Raw genomic sequence first — 18,406 nt, forward strand, 5'->3', positions numbered from 1 at the left:
TAGTTAAGCCGTAGTAATCGCAATAATGCCAAAAGACAGTAAAACTGCGAACACCGTGACGACAATGAGTAGGGCGGATTTTAGATCGTGTTCCATAGACACCTCCTTTAGTTGTAACAAATTAATAACACCAGTGTGAATTATGTTCAAGAATTGCCTAATTTAGTCGCACGATTTTGACTAAGGCATCACAATTAGCTTAGTCATAATAAGGAGATAGCAAATGAACTATAAAATTGGCTGGCTAGTTGGGAGTATCTTATTGAGCAGTTCTATGGCTGCTCAAGCAAACGTTATCGTTACTCCCTACGTCGGCTTTACAGGGGGCGGAAAAGTAGAGGATGAAAACAGCCGCACCTACGATTTAGACCCTTCCATCAATTATGCGATATCCGTAGAAACACCTTTCGAGATGGGTCGTATTGGTTTTTTCTATTCAAACCAATCCTCAGAACTACAAGACATCAATAACTCCGCAGATATTCACTATCTCCAATTTCAAAGCAGTATTTACTACCCTCTTTCTCAAGGATGGCAAACCTATGTTGGCTTGGGATTAGGAGCCTCTTATGCCGATGTTGATTGGGTTAATGACAAATACGGGTTTTCTGGCAGTGCTTTCGCCGGTCTTGAATACGAATTCTCGAAAACCTTTGCGATGACAGCTCAGATCCGTTGGTTGGGCACTGTTGTCGATAACGACACATCAGGAGCCTGCGTCCTACCGACTGACGGTTCATCTTGTATTATCAAGTTTGAAACCGATTGGATGAACCAATTCCAGTCAAATATTGGTTTTACCTTCCGCTTCTAACACGTCGTTTTAACGTAATATCTTCTATAGGGTGTCATCAATACAGACAGACACCCTATAAAACAAAAACAGTTTATTAGACCAAGATCACATTGATAAATTAGATATTTATTTCAAAAATAACCACTAGTTACCGATCGTATGCCCTACAAAAACACCATTTAACAATATTTAAACCACATAAAATCCTGCCATTAACATTTAGAATCTATTGCGCTAAATAATGTAAAAAGTTAGTCTAACTACAGAAAGCAGAAGAATATTTCAGCTTTTACAAACACAAATCAAAATACTAAGCATTTAATTCTAATTCTTTGCAGGCATTGCAAAGTAAAACACCAGAATTTTGTAACAATTCGGAATTAAGGACAAAAACTGATGGATAACAGTTGCCCTTTCTTCTACTGGTTTTTTTCATAATGCCTGAAAGAGCTTCATTCCTTAGGGAGTTGTACAGGAGTCAAATATGAAGCGAGAACAATGGGGATCCCGTGCGGGATTCATTTTAGCCGCAGTCGGTTCAGCCATCGGTTTGGGTAACATCTGGCGTTTCCCTTATATGGCTTATGAGAATGGTGGCGGTGCCTTTTTTATTCCTTACCTTTTCGCCATGATCACAGCAGGTATTCCATTCATGATCCTAGAGTTCAGTATGGGTCAAAAGTACCGTGGTTCTGCGCCAAAAACACTCGCGAAGATCCACTCTAAGTTTGAGTGGTTAGGTTGGTTTCAGGTGGGTGTTGCTGCAGTTATCGCAGTCTATTACGTTGCCGTTATTGGTTGGGCAATTTCTTATTTTGGTATGTCGTTTACTCAAAGTTGGGGCTCAGATACGAATGCATTCTTCTTTAGTGAATACCTAAAGCTTGGTGATAATTCACCAACGGATTTAGGCAGTATTCAATGGAAGATCGCAGTATCTATGTTGATTGCTTGGGCGATTACCTACACAGCCATTGTGAGCGGTGTTAAATCGGGTATTGAACGCGCTTCTAAGATCATGATGCCTATTTTGTTTGTTATGGTGATCTTCTTGATTGGCCGCATGATTTTCCTACCTGGTGCGCTAGATGGTGTGAACTACATGTTCGAGCCTGATTTCAGCAAAATTTGGGATGTGAAGGTATGGGCTGCGGCTTATGGTCAAATCTTCTTCACGTTGAGCATTGGCTTTGCGATCATGCTGGCGTACTCAAGCTACCTACCAGAGAAATCGGACATCACCAATAACGCCTTTATGACGGTATTGATCAACTGTGGCTTCTCAATTCTATCGGGTATCATGATTTTCTCGGTGTTGGGTTATATGGCGCAAGAGCAAGGCAAACCACTCACTGAAGTTGTATCTGCAGGTGTTGGATTGGCATTTGTGACATTACCTGCGGCAATTAACTTATTACCAGCACCATACATTCTTGGCCCGCTGTTCTTCTTTGCTTTGGTTGTTGCTGGTTTAAGCTCGCACATTTCGATCATGGAGGCAGTCACTTCAGCGGTTATCGACAAGCTAAAATGGAGTCGTAAAAAAGCCGCTAACGTCGTAATTGGTGCGGGATTTGTTGTCTCGATGGCATTCGCGACCAACGGCGGACTGCTTCTACTTGACCTTGTCGACCACTTCGCAAACAACGTTGGTATTATGGTTGGCGGCCTTGTAGAAATCGTTCTGATGGCTTGGTTATTGAAACAAGTGCCAGAAGTTCGCAATTACGTTAATGAACGCTCTGACTTCTCTATCGGTCAATGGTTTGAAATCTGTCTACGTTTCGTGACGCCTATCATGCTAGCGATTATCTTGGCAACAAAACTGTACGCGCTTCTAACAGAAGGCTACGGTGGCTACGACCTAACCCTAGGTTGGGCAATGATTGCTGCGCTGTTCGTGTTTGGTGTATTAATTAACGTAATGAGCAAGGAGAAAGCGTAATGACGACAAGTGCAATCATCATGATGATTATCGGTCTGGGTATTACTTGGGGCGGAGCCGCAATTTGCATCAAACGTGCAATGAACAAGCAATAATCATAATTAGAAGTTAAAAAATAAAGTGCCGGCGACAAAGCCGGCATTTTTGTGTCTGTTAGAAATTATACTTGATACCAAGTGCCCCACCGATTTGTAGGTCAGGTCCTTTATAAAGCTCAAGTTCTGGGTGAATTTGAGCGTAGAGGTCCCAACCTTTAGATAAGTCCCAGTTCAAACCCAATGGAACACGGACACCAAATTCGTCATCCCACTCATACCAACCACCAATACCGACGTACCAGGTCAGTGGCATGCTTTGATCGAACGTCCCGCGCTTCGCAATGTAGTCAAACGCCATCCCATCATTACCAATGATGCCGCGATACTTATCTTCAATTTCAATCACGACACTCAACTGCTGATCAACAGCCATACCCACAGAAAAATTCTTTGGTCCATCTGCAGCCATTACGGCGCTTGGCAATGCAGCTGCTGCCAACAAAATTAGTTTTTTCATCAACATCTCCCCCTCTAAAAAACAGCGTGCATAATTCAAACATAACACCATTTTATTTTGTCAGTAACGAGTAAGGATGACGTACGAATAAAGCTACAAAGGTAAGGCTGAGAAGAAGATCACGCACTGTAACTAAGGAAGTGACTAAGAGAGAAAACAGTAACAATAGAAAAGAAAAAGGTAGACCAAAATTTACAGATCAAAAAAGGAGGCCGAAGCCTCCTTTTTTATGAATGACTGAGATTAGCCGTGGTTACGAATCCACTCATCCATTTCTGTTTTCAGGTTGTCAGACTTAGTACCGAAGATAGCCTGTACACCACCTGCAACAACTACAACACCAGCAGCGCCAAGTTGTTTTAGCTTGTCTTGGTCAACGGCTGCTGTATCAGCAACTGCTACACGTAGACGAGTGATACATGCGTCTAGACCTGTGATGTTAGCTTTACCGCCGAATGCAGCAACAAGCTCACCAGCCATGTCTGAACCAGTCGCAACCGCAGCAGTTTCTGTTTCATCTTCACGACCAGGAGTTTTTAGGTCAAGAGCAGTGATTACTGTGCGGAATACTACGTAGTAAATGACCGCGTAAACTAGACCAACAGCAACCATCAGACCCATCTTCTGAGCGTGGCCAGATAGAACTAGGAAGTCGATCAGACCGTGTGAGAATGATGTACCGTGTACGAAACCTAGAGTATTAGCAACAACGTATGCAGAACCAGCTAGTAGAGCGTGGATACCGTATAGTAGTGGAGCAACGAATAGGAATGAGAATTCGATTGGCTCAGTAATACCTGTTAGGAATGAAGTCAACGCAGCAGATGCCATGATACCCATTACTTTCGCGCGGTTTTCTGGTTTAGCACAGTGAGCAATTGCGATTGCTGCAGCTGGTAGACCAAACATCTTGAACATGTAACCACCCGCTAGCTGACCGAAGCCATTACCAGCAGCACGAGATGCTTCATCAGCAACTAGGTAACAAGTTAGTACGCCGTTTTGAGTTTCGCCCGCAGCGTTCACACAAGTACCAGCTTCGAAGAAGAATGGTACGTTCCATACGTGGTGTAGACCGAATGGGATTAGAGAACGTTCAACAACACCGTAAATACCGAATGCTAGTTGTGGGTTCTGATGTGCAGCCCAGTCAGAGAATGCAGAGATTGCACCGCCGATTGGTGGCCATACGAAAGAAAGTACTACCGCAAGGAAAATCGCAGCAAAACCAGTGATGATTGGCACTGCACGCTTACCAGCGAAGAAACCAAGGTACTCTGGAAGTTGAATTTTGAAGAAACGGTTGAATGCCCAAGCAGCAACACCACCGACAAGGATACCACCTAGTACGCCTGTATCGATTTTCTCAACGCCCATGATGCCAGCCATAACGCCAAGCGTTGCTGTCATAATGCCGTAACCAACAATAGCAGCAAGACCTGCTACACCGTCGTTGTTTGTGAAGCCAAGTGCTACACCAACAGCAAATAGAAGTGCCATTTGGCCGAATACTGAACCACCAGCTTGTTCCATAAGATTCGAAACGATCTCTGGAATGAAGCTAAGGTGGGCAGCACCAACACCTAGTAGAATACCTGCGACTGGCAAAACTGATACTGGTAGCATCAGAGCTTTACCAACTTTTTGCAGGTTTGCAAAAAGGTTCTTAAACATGTTTATGCTCCTGATAAATTATAAGTATTATTTGGGCACTAACGGCACACCCCCGTAGCCTCAATGTTAGCACCCAATGAAAATGTAACCACACGTTGCATTATATTTTCCGGCTCTAAATATATATTGATGGCCCTCAAACTTTCCACACAGTTACGAAATTTAGTTTCAAAACAAGTCTCAGATCACACCGAAAAAGCGCTAATGAAAAGGTTTGCATTAAACTTATATTACTGTTTTATAAAGACTTTATTATCAACAGAATTAATTTTAAGGCGTAAATAAAATAAAGACTGATGTTATTTTTAGTAACAAAATTACATTTGAGGGATTTGAATGCGGTTAAATCAACAAATTTAGTAAACATTAAACTAAATGATCTTTTTGGCGTATTTCTAAACAAAAAAGGGGCTATTGCCCCTTTTTTACTACGCTTATTGATTTTTCATCGCAAAAAAAGATTTCGGAAGTTTTCGGTGGTTTTTTGCCCTACCTCTGCTAGCGAGCATTCTTTTAGCTGTGCGATATAGGCTGCAACTTCGACTACGTAAGCGGGTTGGTTCTCTTTTCCACGATGTGGCACGGGAGCTAAATACGGTGAGTCCGTCTCAATAAGTAGCTTTTCTAGCGGTAATGCTTTCACTACTTCCTTCAATTCTGTCGCTTGACGGAAAGTCACAATACCCGAAATTGAGATGTAGAACCCCAAATCCAACGCAGCTTCTGCAAATGGCAGATCTTCCGTAAAACAATGAATCACACCACCACATTTATCCGCTCCACCTTTACGTAGAATTTCTAATGTATCTTCACGAGCGTTACGAGTATGAATGATGAGTGGTTTATTTAGTTCTACCGCTAATTCAACTTGCTGCTCAAAACGCTCTTTTTGCAGTCCCGCTGTCTCTGGTTTGTAATGATAATCTAACCCCGTTTCACCAATCGCCACGACTTTCTCGTGAGAAGCATGACGATGCAGCGTCTCTAGTGAAAATGCACTTTCCACATCAAGTGGGTGCACACCACAAGACGCGTATACATTATCGTAAGGCGTGATCAGCTCTAACATCTTAGGGAAAGAGTCCAACGTCACACCGACCGATAGAAGTTCGGTTACGTTAGCTTGTTTTGCTTTGTTAATAACGTCTTCAACATTGATATGAAGATCGTCGTAATTCAACTTGTCTAAATGACAATGCGAATCTACGAACATAATGCCTCTCGTGATTCAATTAACCAGTTCATTGATAGTAGTTCAAGGTTCAAACCCGGAAAATTCTGCACCTGTGCTTTAAGCTCAAGGAGCTTTTTCGTTGATAGGTACAACCCATCATAATTATTTGTTGGGAACTTCGTCGCGCCAGGCAGTTGATCCACCTCGACAACGCCAAACTGAGCCTTCTGCGCATCTGTTAATAAATACCATGCCCAACCCAACGCTTTATCAGGGTTCTTCGCAATCATAGTCGCGCACTGAAAAACATCCGATATCGGCGAAGATAGCGTGTCGATAAAACAGCGTTCAAACGTTTGATATTCATCTAACTCACCACTTTTCACAGCTTCTAGGGTTTTTATTGGAGAGCCCATATTCAACTTTAGCGCATAAGCAGGCACATTTGACTCGCCTTGCTCTTTAATCCAGTTCATTGCCTGTTCAGTCGAAGGGGATGCCACCACCCAGTGCTGACAACGACTTTGAATCGTTGGCAGTAATCGCTCTTGATTGTGCGTGACAAGTAAGAACAAGCATTTGTGTCCTGGTTCTTCGAGTGTTTTTAACAAAGCATTAGATGCAGACTCATTCATTGCATCCGCAGGCTCGATAATAAACACACGATAGCCATTCAATTGAGAAGACTCATGAGCAAGACGATTACAGGCGCGAATCTGATCAACCGTAATCGCTTTGCCTTCTTTCTCTGGCCTTATCCAGTGTAAATCGGGATGGCTTTGAGACTTCACCAACTGACAGCTATGGCAAAAACCACAAGCTTCGCTGGCGTAGTTTTGGCACAACAAAGCATGACTGAAAACTTCCACGAGCTTATCCACGGCCAAACCTTTCTCACTTTGCAGCATCAAAGCGCCGGGAACCCGTTCGGAATCTAGGCTCGTTTTTAGGTTATCCCAAACTGGCTGTAACCATGGAAAATCATTCAACATGAATCACCTCAATCCAGATATCACTTATTGTTGCTCTAACCACTCATTAAGAGCGGCTTTGATGTCTCGTGACACTTCTTCAATCGCCTGTTGTGCGTTGATAATAACAATAGAGTCGTCTGCATTCGCCAGCTCTAAATAACGCTCACGAGTACGCTCAAAGAAGCTGATGTCCATCTTTTCAATACGATCAAGTTCGCCACGACCACGAGCACGCTCAAGACCGACACGTGGATCGATATCCATGTACAGTGTGAATGCAGGCTTGAACTCACCTAACGTGGTATCACGTAGGTTCTTCATAAGAGATGCATCGATTTGACGACCACCACCTTGGTAAGCCTGAGAAGACAAATCATGACGATCGCCCACCACCCACTGTTCGTTTGCTAGAGCTGGCTTGATGACGTTTTCGACTAGCTGAACACGCGCTGCGTAAAGCAAAAGCAGTTCGGTCATGTCTTTTAGGTCTTCACCCTCATGCTCTTCTTTTACAAGCGCACGCATTTTTTCTGCTAGCGGTGTGCCGCCAGGTTCACGAGTATTAACAATGTTTTCGATACCCGCCATCTTTAGCGTATCTAAAACTGTTTTAATGGCAGTGCTTTTACCCGCGCCTTCTAGGCCCTCAACGACAATAAAGTTTGCTTTCATCATTTGTTCTTTCTTAGTTCTCTTAAATAGGCACGTACAGCACGATTGTGCTCAGCAAGGGATTTCGAAAATACATGTCCGCCCTTTCCACTTGCTACGAAATATAGATAGTTGCTGTTTTCTGGGTTTAAAGCCGCTTCAATCGATGCTTCACCAGCCATGGCAATTGGTGTTGGCGGCAAGCCATTAATCGTGTAAGTGTTGTATGGCGTTGGTGTTCGTAAGTCTTTCTTCCGGATGTTGCCATCATACGCATCGCCCATACCATAGATAACCGTCGGGTCTGTTTGTAGGCGCATACGTTTATTCAAACGGTTTACAAACACAGAAGCTACACGTTCACGCTCAGAATCAATCGCCGTCTCTTTCTCGATGATAGACGCTAAGATCAATGCTTCATATTTATCTTTGATTGGCAGTTTTTCTTGGCGTTGCCCCCAGTGAGCATCCAAAATGGCATTCAACTTATCATGAGCACGCTTCAGAATTTGACTTTCACTTGCGCCCGCAGTGTAGTGATACGTCTCTGCTAAAAACAAACCTTCTAGCTTATCTCGTTTAATACCCAATTTTTCCGCCATCTGTTTTTCAGATAAATCTGTCATATCATGCTTAACATATGGCGCAGCACTCAGTTGTTCGACCCACTCAGAAAAACGGCTCCCCTCAACAAACGTAATCGCAAATTGATGCTCTTTGCCAGTATTAAGTTGTTCGAGAGTTTCGTACAACGACACATTAGGCTCAAGTTGGTAAGTGCCTGCTCGCACCTGAAGAAGCTCTGGGTAAAGGTGGGGCATTAAACGAATGTAATCAGAAGCTTCTATGATGTCGTCTTTTACAAGATCACGCATCACTCGGTGAAAGCTGGTGCCATTTTCTACGGTAAACAGCTGAGGCTGCTCTATAAGAATTGGCGAGTTAACATATTGCTTAGTCTGTGAAACAACGTAAAAAACACCAGCTGCACCAATAACGGCAATCAGTACAACAAAAGCAAACAGTTTTTTAATCACGTATTTAGATTCCCTTGAAGTCGTTGTGTCAATTTTCCAATTGGAAATAGAGTCTTATTGTTTTGCGACGTAATACTCCTAACAGGAGCAACACCTAATAGAGAGTTACACATCCAGATCTCATCGGCCTCAAGCAGCTCGGCAAGCGAATAAGTACTCACTGCCACTTTAATACCAATAACATCTAAATATTCCAGAACTTTACGGCGCTGGACGCCAGCGACACCAGATAAACTCAAATCCGGTGTAAACACACTATTATCTTTAACCCAAAAAAGGTTTGCCATTGTAGTTTCAATGACATGATTTTGCACATTTAACGTCACAGCATCGGTAAATTCAGAGCCCTCTATTTCTGCTTTGGCGAGAACTTGTTCTATTCGGTTATTATGCTTATGTCCGGCCAGAAGCGGTTGAATACCAAGGCGGGTTTCACAGACCCCTAAGTGAACACCATTTTCTTGCCAAAAAGGATAACGAGAAGGAAACGCAAAGTTAGAGACACTGACCGTAGGTCCCTCAATGCCACTTGGACTGTACCCTCGCCCACCTTCACCACGGCTGATGTGAATTTTGATACCTGCCAATTCATCTTTCAAAATAGCTTGGGTAGCCCATTCATGGACAGTGCACCAATTTGGAGAAGGTATTTGTAATGTTTTTAGGCACGCCTCCAGCCGCTCGATATGTTCTGGCCAATAAACCAGTTCACCTTTTTTAGTCAAAATAGTGGTGAAGCAACCATCGCCATACTGAAAAGAACGATCGCTAACTGAAACGTGCGTTTGTGGAAGTCCATTTACCCAGAACATTCAAATACCCTTGCTTTGTGAGCGCCAAATAAAACAAAACGGCTCAATGCTAAGCATCGAGCCGTTAGAATACAAGTTTCGTGTCTCTAAACAGTGTTAGAGATTTTTACTCAGCAAATTTTTTGAATACAAGCGAACCGTTTGTTCCGCCGAAGCCGAACGAATTGCAGATAGCGTATTCCATATCAACTTTACGCGCTGTGTGCGGCACAAGGTCGATATCTAAGCCTTCTTCTGGATCATCAAGGTTGATCGTTGGTGGAACAATTTGGTCAACCAGCGATAGAACCGTAATAATAGCTTCAACCGAACCTGCAGCACCTAGTAGGTGACCAGTCATCGATTTAGTCGAAGAGACAAGTACTTGCTTAGAGCCTTCTTCACCAAGAGCACGTTTCACACCCTTGATTTCAGCAACGTCACCCGCAGGCGTTGATGTACCGTGAGCATTCACGTAACCAACTTGAGTACCTGTGATGTTTGCGTCACGCATTGCTGCTTCCATCGCTAGAGCGCCACCTGAACCATCTTCACTTGGAGAAGTCATGTGGTAAGCGTCACCAGACATGCCAAAGCCAACAAGCTCTGCGTAAATCTTAGCGCCGCGTGCTTTCGCGTGTTCATACTCTTCAAGAACCATAATACCGGCACCGTCACCAAGAACGAAACCATCACGGCCTTTATCCCAAGGACGAGACGCTTTTTGTGGTTCGTCATTGCGAGTAGAAAGCGCTTTTGCTGCACCAAAACCGGCCATACCTAGTGGAGTAGATGCTTTTTCAGCACCACCAGCTACCATCGCTTCTGCATCACCGTATGCAATCATACGAGCTGCGTGGCCGATGTTGTGAAGGCCTGTAGTACATGCAGTAGAGATCGCGATATTTGGACCACGAAGACCACGCATGATAGATAGGTTACCTGCAACCATGTTTACGATGGTCGAAGGAACAAAAAATGGGCTAACTTTACGCGGGCCTTTCTCAACAAGTGCTGAGTGACCTTTTTCGATTAGGTCTAGACCGCCAATACCAGAGCCGATTGCGACACCAACTCGAGCTGCGTTTTCTTCGGTAATTTCTAAGCCAGAGTCATCCAACGCTTGGATACCTGCTGCGATGCCGTACTGGATAAATAGATCCATTTTACGAGCATCTTTTTTAGACATGTACTCTGTGCAATCAAAATCTTTAACAAGACCTGCAAAACGAGTTGAGAAGTTCGTTGCATCGAAATGATCGATGTTCACGATTCCGCTTTGACCTTCTAGCAGGGCTTTCCAAGATGATTCTACTGTGTTGCCTACCGGTGACAACATACCCATGCCTGTGACAACTACACGACGCTTGGACACGATATAATTCTCCGGGAATTGAATGTTTCTATGAGAGGATAGAAGAAGTTAGAAAGAACACAGGCGGTCTAGGAGACCGCCTGGGAGAGATAATTACTGAGCGCTGTTTACGTAGTCGATTGCAGCTTGAACAGTAGTGATTTTCTCAGCTTCTTCGTCAGGAATCTCAGTGTCGAATTCCTCTTCTAGAGCCATAACTAGCTCTACTGTGTCTAGAGAGTCAGCACCTAGATCGTCAACGAAAGAAGCTTCATTCTTAACTTCTGCTTCGTCTACACCTAGCTGTTCAACAATGATTTTCTTTACGCGTTCTTCGATGTTGCTCATTTTTCTTTTCCTTTACAGATTTCGCCTAATGCGATGATTCCGTAGTTTATTCGAACTATGGAAAGTTGCAAGGGGGTCCTTGCTGGTCAAACCACAAAATTAGCGAATTTAACCGAATTTCAATACATTTTTGACTTAAATCATGCACAAATCTTGTGCACGACCATCACAACTTAATGACAGTTAACAGCAACTATAGGCTATTTTTCATAAAGTAAAATAGCTTATTTTGCACGAACTGTGCATTAAACCATGTACATGCCGCCATTTACATGCAAAGTTTCACCAGTAATGTAAGCTGCCTCAGGTGAAGCTAGGAATACTACTGCTGATGCAATTTCACGTGGGTCACCTAGACGACCTGCAGGCACGTTCGATAACGTTGCTGCACGTTGGTCATCATTTAGCGCCTTAGTCATGTCAGTTTCGATGAAACCAGGAGCGACTGTATTAACCGTTACACCACGAGAAGCGACTTCACGAGCCATTGATTTAGTGAAACCAATTACGCCTGCTTTCGCTGCTGCGTAGTTCGTTTGACCAGCGTTACCCATAGTACCAACAACAGAACCTACGTTGATGATGCGACCAGCGCGTTTTTTCATCATGCCACGTAGAACCGCCTTAGACATGCGGTAAATTGGCGTTAGGTTCGTATTAATGATGTCGTTCCACTCGTCATCTTTCATACGCATTAGTAGGTTATCGCGAGTGATACCAGCGTTGTTAACTAGAATATCGATTACACCGAACTCATCATTAATGGTTTTTAGTGTTGCTTCGATAGATTCAACGTCAGTCACGTTAAGTGCTAGGCCTTTACCGTTTTCACCCAGGTATTCGCTGATCGCTGCTGCGCCACCTTCAGAAGTCGCAGTACCAATTACTGTTGCACCGCGTTCAACAAGAAGCTCAGCAATCGCACGACCAATGCCACGGCTTGCGCCTGTCACTAGAGCGATCTTACCTTCTAGATTCATCATGTTGTGTTTCCCTTTTCTTATCGTGAGTAAATTACTTAGCGGCTTCTAGCGACGCGACGTCGTTAACAGCTGCTGCGCTTAGTGTTTTCACGATACGTTTTGTTAGACCTGTAAGTACTTTACCAGGACCAAGCTCAAGAAGATTTTCTACGCCTTGCTCACTCATTAGCTGCACGCTCTCAGTCCAGCGAACTGGGCTGTGTAACTGGCGAACAAGTGCATCTTTGATTTTTGCAGGATCTGTTTCTGCTGCCACATCAACGTTGTTGATTACTGGAAGCTGTGGCGCATTGAATTCAATAGACTCTAGCGCAACGGCTAGTTTCTCTGCTGCTGGTTTCATTAGTGCACAGTGTGAAGGCACAGAAACTGGAAGAGGAAGAGCACGTTTAGCACCTGCTTCTTTACATAGTGCGCCGGCGCGCTCTACTGCGTCTTTGCTACCTGCAATAACAACTTGACCAGGCGAGTTGAAGTTTACTGGAGAAACGACGTCACCTTGTGCTGCTTCTTCACAAGCTTTTGCAATGGCTTCGTCATCTAAACCGATGATCGCGTACATTGCACCAGTACCCGCAGGTACCGCTTCTTGCATCAGTTGACCACGTAGCTCAACCAGTTTGATTGCTTCTTTAAAGTCAATCACACCAGCACACACAAGCGCTGAATACTCACCTAGGCTGTGACCCGCTAGGTTTGCTGGTTGCTCTAGGCCAAGATCTTGCCATACACGCCAGATAGCCACAGATGAAGCTAGTAATGCAGGCTGAGTACGGAAAGTTTGGTTTAGATCTTCTGCAGGTCCATTTTGAACAAGCGCCCATAGGTCGTAACCTAGTGCGTCAGATGCTTCTGCAAATGTTTGTTTCACTACGTCATATTGTTCGCCTAGGTCAGCAAGCATACCTACAGCTTGTGAACCTTGACCTGGAAATACGATAGCAAACTTGCTCATGTTGTTTTCCTTTAAGCAAAGTAAAAAGAAATAAGATGCACCGCAGCGCATCTTAAATTTTGAATTCTTGTGAAAATTAGAACTTCACCAGAGCTGAGCCCCAAGTGAATCCGCCGCCAAACGCTTCAAGAAGCAGAGTTTGACCACGTTTAATACGACCATCACGTACCGCTTCATCCAGTGCTGTTGGCACGGTTGCTGCTGATGTGTTGCCGTGTTTATCAAGTGTAATCACGACTTGGTCTAGTGACATCGAAAGCTTCTTCGCTGTCGCTGAAATGATGCGGTAGTTCGCTTGATGCGGAACCAGCCAGTCTAGTTCAGACTTATGCATGTCGTTCGCTTCAAGCGTATCTTTTACTAGCCTTGAAAGCTGAGTAACGGCTACTTTGAACACTTCGTTTCCAGCCATATGCAGCCACTTGTTCGCATCTTTACCACGTTCAGGAACAGGCAGGCTCAATAGATCGCCAAACTGGCCGTCTGAATATACGTGCGTAGAGATAATACCAGGCTCTTCGCTTGCACCAAGGACAACGGCACCCGCAGCATCACCAAATAAGATGATAGTTGAGCGATCCGTTGGATCACATGTTTTCGACAATGCGTCTGCACCAATCACAAGCACATTTCTGCACATGCCAGATTTGATGTGTTGATCAGCAACAGACAATGCGTATACAAAGCCTGAACAAGCAGCGGCTAAGTCGAATGCAGGACAACCTTTAATGCCAAGCTTTCCTTGCACCTGACACGCAGATGAAGGGAAAGTATGGCTACTGCTAGTAGTAGCAACGATAATCAGGTCGATATCGTTTTTGTCGATGCCGGCCATATCGATAGCGTTTTCAGCTGCGTAGAATGCCATATCTGCAACTGTTTCATCTTCAGCTGCAATTCGACGCTCTTTAATACCAGTACGAGCTACGATCCACTCGTCACTTGTATCTACCATTTTCTCTAGGTCTGCGTTAGTACGCACCTGAGATGGCAGGTAGCTGCCAGTACCTAAAATTTTGCTATACATGAAGACTAATAATGCCTCTCGAGTAAAACCGCTTCCAAACGATCGCTAATACGGCTTGGTACTTGTCGTTTGACCTCGTGTACTGCCTCGCCAAGTGCATTGACAATCGCAGATACATCCGCACTTCCATGGCTTTTTATGACGATGCCGCGCAATCCTAGCAAACTTGCGCCGTTATACTGGTCGGGGTTCAGTGTTTTTAGTTCATTAAATAGCCGAGAAAACAGTTTTCTAGCAATCCATCCCTTTATCGTTGATGCCATCATGCTGGTTTTTAGTTTTTCGATAAAGAGTTGCGCTGTTCCCTCGCTGGCTTTTAAGCATACGTTACCGACAAAGCCATCACAAACAATGACATCGGCCACGTCATGCAAAATTTGATTACCTTCAATATAACCCACAAAATTAATTGCGTCGGTTTGAGAAAGCATTTCTGCACAGCGTTTGACTAAATCGTTTCCTTTAATTTCTTCAGCACCAATATTCAGTACCGCCACTCGAGGTGGGTGGCCAAGATGCTCTTCGGCTAATGCACTGCCCATTACAGCAAACTGAAATAAACTGTCAGCATCGCACGACACATTTGCACCAAGATCTAACATCCAAGTACGTTTGCCACTGATGGTTGGTAATGCGGAAACTAAAGCAGGACGCTCAATACCAGGAAGCAGTTTAAGAATAAATCGTGAGAGCGCCATAAGGGCACCGGTGTTCCCACCACTCACACATGCATCTGCTCCGTTTTCAGAAACGAGATCGATAGCCATACGCATAGAGCTGTTTTGGCTGTTACGTAATGCTAATGAAGGCTTTTCTGAATTTGAAATCACTTTCTCGCTATGAAGAATGCTCAAACGAGAACTGGTCGAGGTGCCTAGTTGGGATAATTGAGACGTGATCAGAGGTTGATCACCTATAAGAATCACTTTTAGCTCTGGGAAATGAGACAGTGCCTGCACGGCGGCAGGCACTGTTACGCGTGGACCGAAATCCCCGCCCATTGCATCAAGTGCAACGGTAATACTTTGCAAAGGTTCAACCTTACTTGTTGATAACCTTTTGACCACGGTAGTAACCTTCAGCAGTTACGTTGTGGCGTAGGTGAGTTTCACCAGAAGTCGCGTCTACAGATAGTGCAGCTGTAGTTAGCGCATCGTGTGAACGACGCATACCGCGCTTAGAACGAGTTTTACGGTTTTTCTGTACGGCCATTGACCCTACTCCTATACTATTGGGTTAAAAACCTAAAGAAGAAGCGGCTACCACACCAGTTACTTTTTCAGATTTTTCAAAACGTCGAATGGATTCGGTTTTTCTTCCTCAATTTCTTCAGGAATCTCACCAAAAACCATGTTATTTGAATCAACGCTACAATCCGCTTCGTCGTGCATTGCGATTTGAGGCAATGTTAAGATGAACTCGTCTTCAACTAGTTGTATAAGGTCTAATTCACCGTACTCATTTAGATCTACCAAATCATAAATTTCTGGTGCTTCCTCTTCCGTCTTCTCACCGTAGTAAGGAGTGTAAAGGAATTCAACTTCACACTGATGTGTGAATACCTCATTACAACGCTGACACTCTAAATCGACTTCGATGTTAGCTTTACCAGAGATAACAACAAGTCGCTGTTCATCAAGATCAAATGACAATGAGACTTCTGCGTCGCGTTTTACGCCTTCAGTTGTTTCCGCTAAGCGCTTGAAAAGACTAGCTTGGATGATGCCATCGTAATCTAATCGTTTCTGTGCGGACTTCGCCGGATCAACCGTTCGCGGTATTTTTACCTTTTGCATAGGGCGCGAATATTATCTTCCAAATCAAAATTAGTCAAAGAAAAAGGCAAAAAAGTTGTACTTTTTTACGCTTAACATACAGAGCATTAGCCAGAATCGATTTTGATCGATTATCCTATTGGAAATGCTTGTGCGAATTGTAATTCAAAATGAAAAATTACCAACTGGTTTTAGCCTCAACCTCCCCTTTTCGTAAACAACTGCTGGAAAAACTAGCAGTGCCTTTTACTTGCTTGTCACCGAACAGCGACGAGACACCTTTGCCGAACGAGACACCTTTAGAATTGGTGCAAAGGCTCGCAATTAGTAAAGCCACCTCTTGTGACACAACCGATAACAGCTTAGTGATAGGCAGTGACCAAGTCTGTGTTATTGACGGTAATATAGTTGGCAAGCCGTTGAACCGAGAAAACGCCATTAAGCAATTATTAGCTCAAAGCGGTAAAACTATCACTTTCTATACTGGCCTTGCCGTACACAACACTAATACGAACCATACTGAGGTCGGCTTCGATACGTTTGAAGTGCATTTTAGAGCGTTAACCCAAGAACAAATCGAACGTTACGTCGATAGAGAAGAACCATTTTACTGCGCAGGCAGTTTTAAGAGTGAAGGCATGGGGATTTGTCTGTTTAAGAAGTTAGTCGGCAAAGATCCGAATACGTTAGTCGGGCTGCCGCTTATTGATTTGATCGACATGCTGCAAAAACAAGGGCTAGATATTTTGTAGGGAATCAGGAATCAGGAATCAGGAATCAGCTCTATTTTGTCTTTCTACATACCAATTCTGTCAACTCCAGTTAGAACTTAGCTTCTTTCACATGCCCTCCAACGGAGCGCTTCCGAATATTAGAGCGCTGCATTCCGAACGCCCTTGTACTCCAACTCAACGATCAAAAAAGCCGATGTATTAACATCGGCTTTTACATAGTTTTTTGCAGTCCAGAAGGAGTAGATACTCTTACCTCTACTTTTTACGCAAACCCGCTAAGACTTTCTCTAATTTCGCTTCCATCGGCGCGTTGATTTCCATCCACTCATCATTCGATGGGTGCTGGAACTTGATGTTAGCTGCGTGTAGGAACAAACGGTTCAAACCAACCTGACCAGTGTACGCATCAAAACGACGATCCCCATAGCGGTCATCCCATGCAATTGGGTGGCCCGTGTATTGAGTATGCACACGAATCTGGTGAGTACGCCCCGTAATTGGGCTGGCTTGAATCAACGTTGCTTGCTCGAACTTCTCCAACACTTTAAAACGCGTCTCAGACGGCTTACCGTTTGGATTCACTCGAACAATACTGTTCACTTCGTTTTTAAGAAGTGGCGCATTAACAACTTTGCAGCTGTTTTTCCACTCGCCCATCACAAGCGCGAAGTAAAACTTCTTCACTGTTTTCTCACGGAACTGTGCTTGCAGGTGACGCAGTGCTGAACGCTTCTTCGCAACAAGTAAGATTCCGGATGTATCACGGTCAATGCGATGAACAAGTTCAAGGAAGCGAGCTTGTGGACGCAGTGCTCTGAGTGCCTCAATCGCACCAAACTTCAAACCACTTCCCCCGTGTACTGCCGTACCGGATGGCTTGTTGAGAATCAAAAGATGATCGTCTTCAAAAATGATCTTATCTTCTAACTCTGCCACTTTATTTAGCTTCGTACTTGGTGCAACGTCGTCTTCTTTCTTTTCTACCGTAACTGGAGGAATACGAACAAGATCGCCTGCTTTTAGTTTGTACTCTGCTTTAATGCGCTTTTTATTTACGCGTACTTCGCCCTTGCGCACAATTCGATAAATCATGCTCTTTGGGATGTCTTTTAATTGGTTACGCAAGAAATTATCAATGCGTTGACCCGCCATATCTTCGTCGATATCGACGAACTGGACTTGTGTTCTTATTTCGCTCATGGCCGCTATTGTAAACCCAAATCTGTGTGACTTCACATTATTCTTGCTGCAAAAGAAATACTTGTAGTCATAAATAGCCCCAAAACACGCCAAGCTTTTGTTTAGATTATTAAAAGTCTTTATCAACTTCTCTATTTGTTTCTCGTCTTTCTCAGTTTGCGAGACTCAAGTGCTTATGAAACAGCCAGTTATAAATTACAAAAATTGAATTTAGCGCCAATTTTTCCATCGTTTGCGCTAAAGCAGATTGCTGATATCAACCTGCGCTGCTATAGTTCACAGCTGCTAAGGAAGGTTTGGTTACATTTTGTTCATTACCAATCATTTACCCCAAGCAATGTGAGTAGGTTGTTGAATGTCAGGTGCAGCATTGGCGTAAGACACATTGAGTTCAACACACTTGTCACTCTACTCCTCGCATATTCACGTTGAG

21 protein-coding genes are annotated in these 18,406 nt (G+C 43.9%); 4 read left to right on the top strand and 17 right to left on the bottom strand.

The window, feature by feature from the left end; translation table 11 throughout:
• Positions 1–3: 3 nt before the first annotated feature.
• Positions 4–96, bottom strand: a complete 93-nt coding sequence (locus BCT11_RS21910; protein ID WP_005444835.1) for a YnhF family membrane protein — start codon at positions 94–96, stop codon at positions 4–6.
• A gap of 127 nt (positions 97–223) precedes the next feature.
• Here BCT11_RS21910 and BCT11_RS21915 point away from each other — a divergent pair, with 127 nt between their 5' ends.
• The 3 genes from BCT11_RS21915 to BCT11_RS27955 all read left to right on the top strand — a co-directional run bounded on the left by BCT11_RS21915 (position 224) and on the right by BCT11_RS27955 (position 2,836).
• The gene (locus BCT11_RS21915; RefSeq protein ID WP_038881634.1) at positions 224–814 is read left to right on the top strand and encodes an outer membrane beta-barrel protein; all 591 of its coding nucleotides are present in this window, start codon (positions 224–226) and stop codon (positions 812–814) included.
• Positions 815–1,280: 466 nt separating this feature from the next.
• The gene (locus BCT11_RS21920; RefSeq protein WP_038869467.1) at positions 1,281–2,741 is read left to right on the top strand and encodes a sodium-dependent transporter; all 1,461 of its coding nucleotides are present in this window, start codon (positions 1,281–1,283) and stop codon (positions 2,739–2,741) included.
• Positions 2,741–2,836: a MetS family NSS transporter small subunit gene (locus BCT11_RS27955; RefSeq protein WP_095760653.1), complete on the top strand. Its 96-nt coding sequence runs from the start codon at positions 2,741–2,743 to the stop codon at positions 2,834–2,836. Before BCT11_RS21920 ends, BCT11_RS27955 begins: the two co-directional genes overlap by 1 nt.
• A gap of 58 nt (positions 2,837–2,894) precedes the next feature.
• On the opposite strand, the gene BCT11_RS21925 is transcribed toward BCT11_RS27955, so the two are convergent.
• The 15 genes from BCT11_RS21925 to yceD form a co-directional block, all read right to left on the bottom strand.
• Entirely contained in the window at positions 2,895–3,296 is a 402-nt protein-coding gene (locus tag BCT11_RS21925; protein ID WP_038869518.1) for a hypothetical protein, read from the bottom strand.
• Positions 3,297–3,539: 243 nt separating this feature from the next.
• Complete coding sequence (gene ptsG / locus BCT11_RS21930) at positions 3,540–4,970, bottom strand: PTS glucose transporter subunit IIBC (protein WP_038869464.1); 1,431 nt, start codon at positions 4,968–4,970, stop codon at positions 3,540–3,542.
• A 445-nt stretch (positions 4,971–5,415) separates the two neighbouring features.
• Positions 5,416–6,183 (bottom strand): TatD family hydrolase, encoded by a 768-nt coding sequence (locus BCT11_RS21935; RefSeq protein ID WP_039977044.1) that lies wholly within the window; start codon positions 6,181–6,183, stop codon positions 5,416–5,418.
• Positions 6,174–7,136, bottom strand: a complete 963-nt coding sequence (locus BCT11_RS21940) for a DNA polymerase III subunit delta' (RefSeq protein WP_063344673.1) — start codon at positions 7,134–7,136, stop codon at positions 6,174–6,176. Before BCT11_RS21940 ends, BCT11_RS21935 begins: the two co-directional genes overlap by 10 nt.
• Positions 7,137–7,160: 24 nt before the next feature.
• Positions 7,161–7,793, bottom strand: a complete 633-nt coding sequence (gene tmk / locus BCT11_RS21945; protein WP_102389297.1) for a dTMP kinase — start codon at positions 7,791–7,793, stop codon at positions 7,161–7,163.
• Positions 7,790–8,806 carry an endolytic transglycosylase MltG gene (gene mltG / locus BCT11_RS21950; RefSeq protein ID WP_042602466.1) on the bottom strand — a complete coding sequence of 339 codons (1,017 nt, stop codon included), beginning with the start codon at positions 8,804–8,806 and terminating at the stop codon, positions 7,790–7,792. The genes tmk and mltG overlap by 4 nt, the downstream gene beginning before the upstream one ends.
• A complete protein-coding gene (gene pabC / locus BCT11_RS21955) occupies positions 8,803–9,618 on the bottom strand; it encodes an aminodeoxychorismate lyase (protein ID WP_042602465.1) in 816 nt (271 codons plus the stop codon). The genes mltG and pabC overlap by 4 nt, the downstream gene beginning before the upstream one ends.
• 106 nt (positions 9,619–9,724) lie before the next feature.
• Positions 9,725–10,972 (bottom strand): beta-ketoacyl-ACP synthase II, encoded by a 1,248-nt coding sequence (fabF, locus tag BCT11_RS21960; RefSeq protein WP_102389298.1) that lies wholly within the window; start codon positions 10,970–10,972, stop codon positions 9,725–9,727.
• A gap of 93 nt (positions 10,973–11,065) precedes the next feature.
• Positions 11,066–11,299 carry an acyl carrier protein gene (gene acpP / locus BCT11_RS21965; RefSeq protein ID WP_004406112.1) on the bottom strand — a complete coding sequence of 78 codons (234 nt, stop codon included), beginning with the start codon at positions 11,297–11,299 and terminating at the stop codon, positions 11,066–11,068.
• A gap of 245 nt (positions 11,300–11,544) precedes the next feature.
• Positions 11,545–12,279 carry a 3-oxoacyl-ACP reductase FabG gene (gene fabG, locus BCT11_RS21970; RefSeq protein WP_010449297.1) on the bottom strand — a complete coding sequence of 245 codons (735 nt, stop codon included), beginning with the start codon at positions 12,277–12,279 and terminating at the stop codon, positions 11,545–11,547.
• Positions 12,280–12,313: 34 nt separating this feature from the next.
• Positions 12,314–13,237, bottom strand: a complete 924-nt coding sequence (gene fabD / locus BCT11_RS21975; RefSeq protein WP_038869450.1) for an ACP S-malonyltransferase — start codon at positions 13,235–13,237, stop codon at positions 12,314–12,316.
• Between the two features lie 76 nt (positions 13,238–13,313).
• Positions 13,314–14,264 carry a beta-ketoacyl-ACP synthase III gene (locus BCT11_RS21980; protein ID WP_102389299.1) on the bottom strand — a complete coding sequence of 317 codons (951 nt, stop codon included), beginning with the start codon at positions 14,262–14,264 and terminating at the stop codon, positions 13,314–13,316.
• 5 nt (positions 14,265–14,269) lie between these two features.
• Positions 14,270–15,295 (bottom strand): phosphate acyltransferase PlsX, encoded by a 1,026-nt coding sequence (gene plsX / locus BCT11_RS21985; RefSeq protein WP_038869447.1) that lies wholly within the window; start codon positions 15,293–15,295, stop codon positions 14,270–14,272.
• A 10-nt stretch (positions 15,296–15,305) separates the two neighbouring features.
• Positions 15,306–15,476 carry a 50S ribosomal protein L32 gene (gene rpmF / locus BCT11_RS21990; RefSeq protein WP_005396978.1) on the bottom strand — a complete coding sequence of 57 codons (171 nt, stop codon included), beginning with the start codon at positions 15,474–15,476 and terminating at the stop codon, positions 15,306–15,308.
• Between the two features lie 59 nt (positions 15,477–15,535).
• Positions 15,536–16,060: a 23S rRNA accumulation protein YceD gene (gene yceD, locus BCT11_RS21995; RefSeq protein WP_038869444.1), complete on the bottom strand. Its 525-nt coding sequence runs from the start codon at positions 16,058–16,060 to the stop codon at positions 15,536–15,538.
• Between the two features lie 149 nt (positions 16,061–16,209).
• On the opposite strand from yceD, the gene BCT11_RS22000 reads away from it, so the two are divergent.
• The gene (locus tag BCT11_RS22000) at positions 16,210–16,791 is read left to right on the top strand and encodes a nucleoside triphosphate pyrophosphatase (protein WP_038869442.1); all 582 of its coding nucleotides are present in this window, start codon (positions 16,210–16,212) and stop codon (positions 16,789–16,791) included.
• Between the two features lie 237 nt (positions 16,792–17,028).
• Here the strand turns inward: BCT11_RS22000 and rluC are convergent, their stop codons facing one another.
• A complete protein-coding gene (rluC, locus tag BCT11_RS22005) occupies positions 17,029–17,973 on the bottom strand; it encodes a 23S rRNA pseudouridine(955/2504/2580) synthase RluC (protein WP_009707033.1) in 945 nt (314 codons plus the stop codon).
• Positions 17,974–18,406: the final 433 nt, after the last annotated feature.

The organism is Vibrio sp. 10N.222.52.B12 (assembly GCF_002875385.1).
Classification (GTDB): domain Bacteria; phylum Pseudomonadota; class Gammaproteobacteria; order Enterobacterales; family Vibrionaceae; genus Vibrio; species Vibrio jasicida.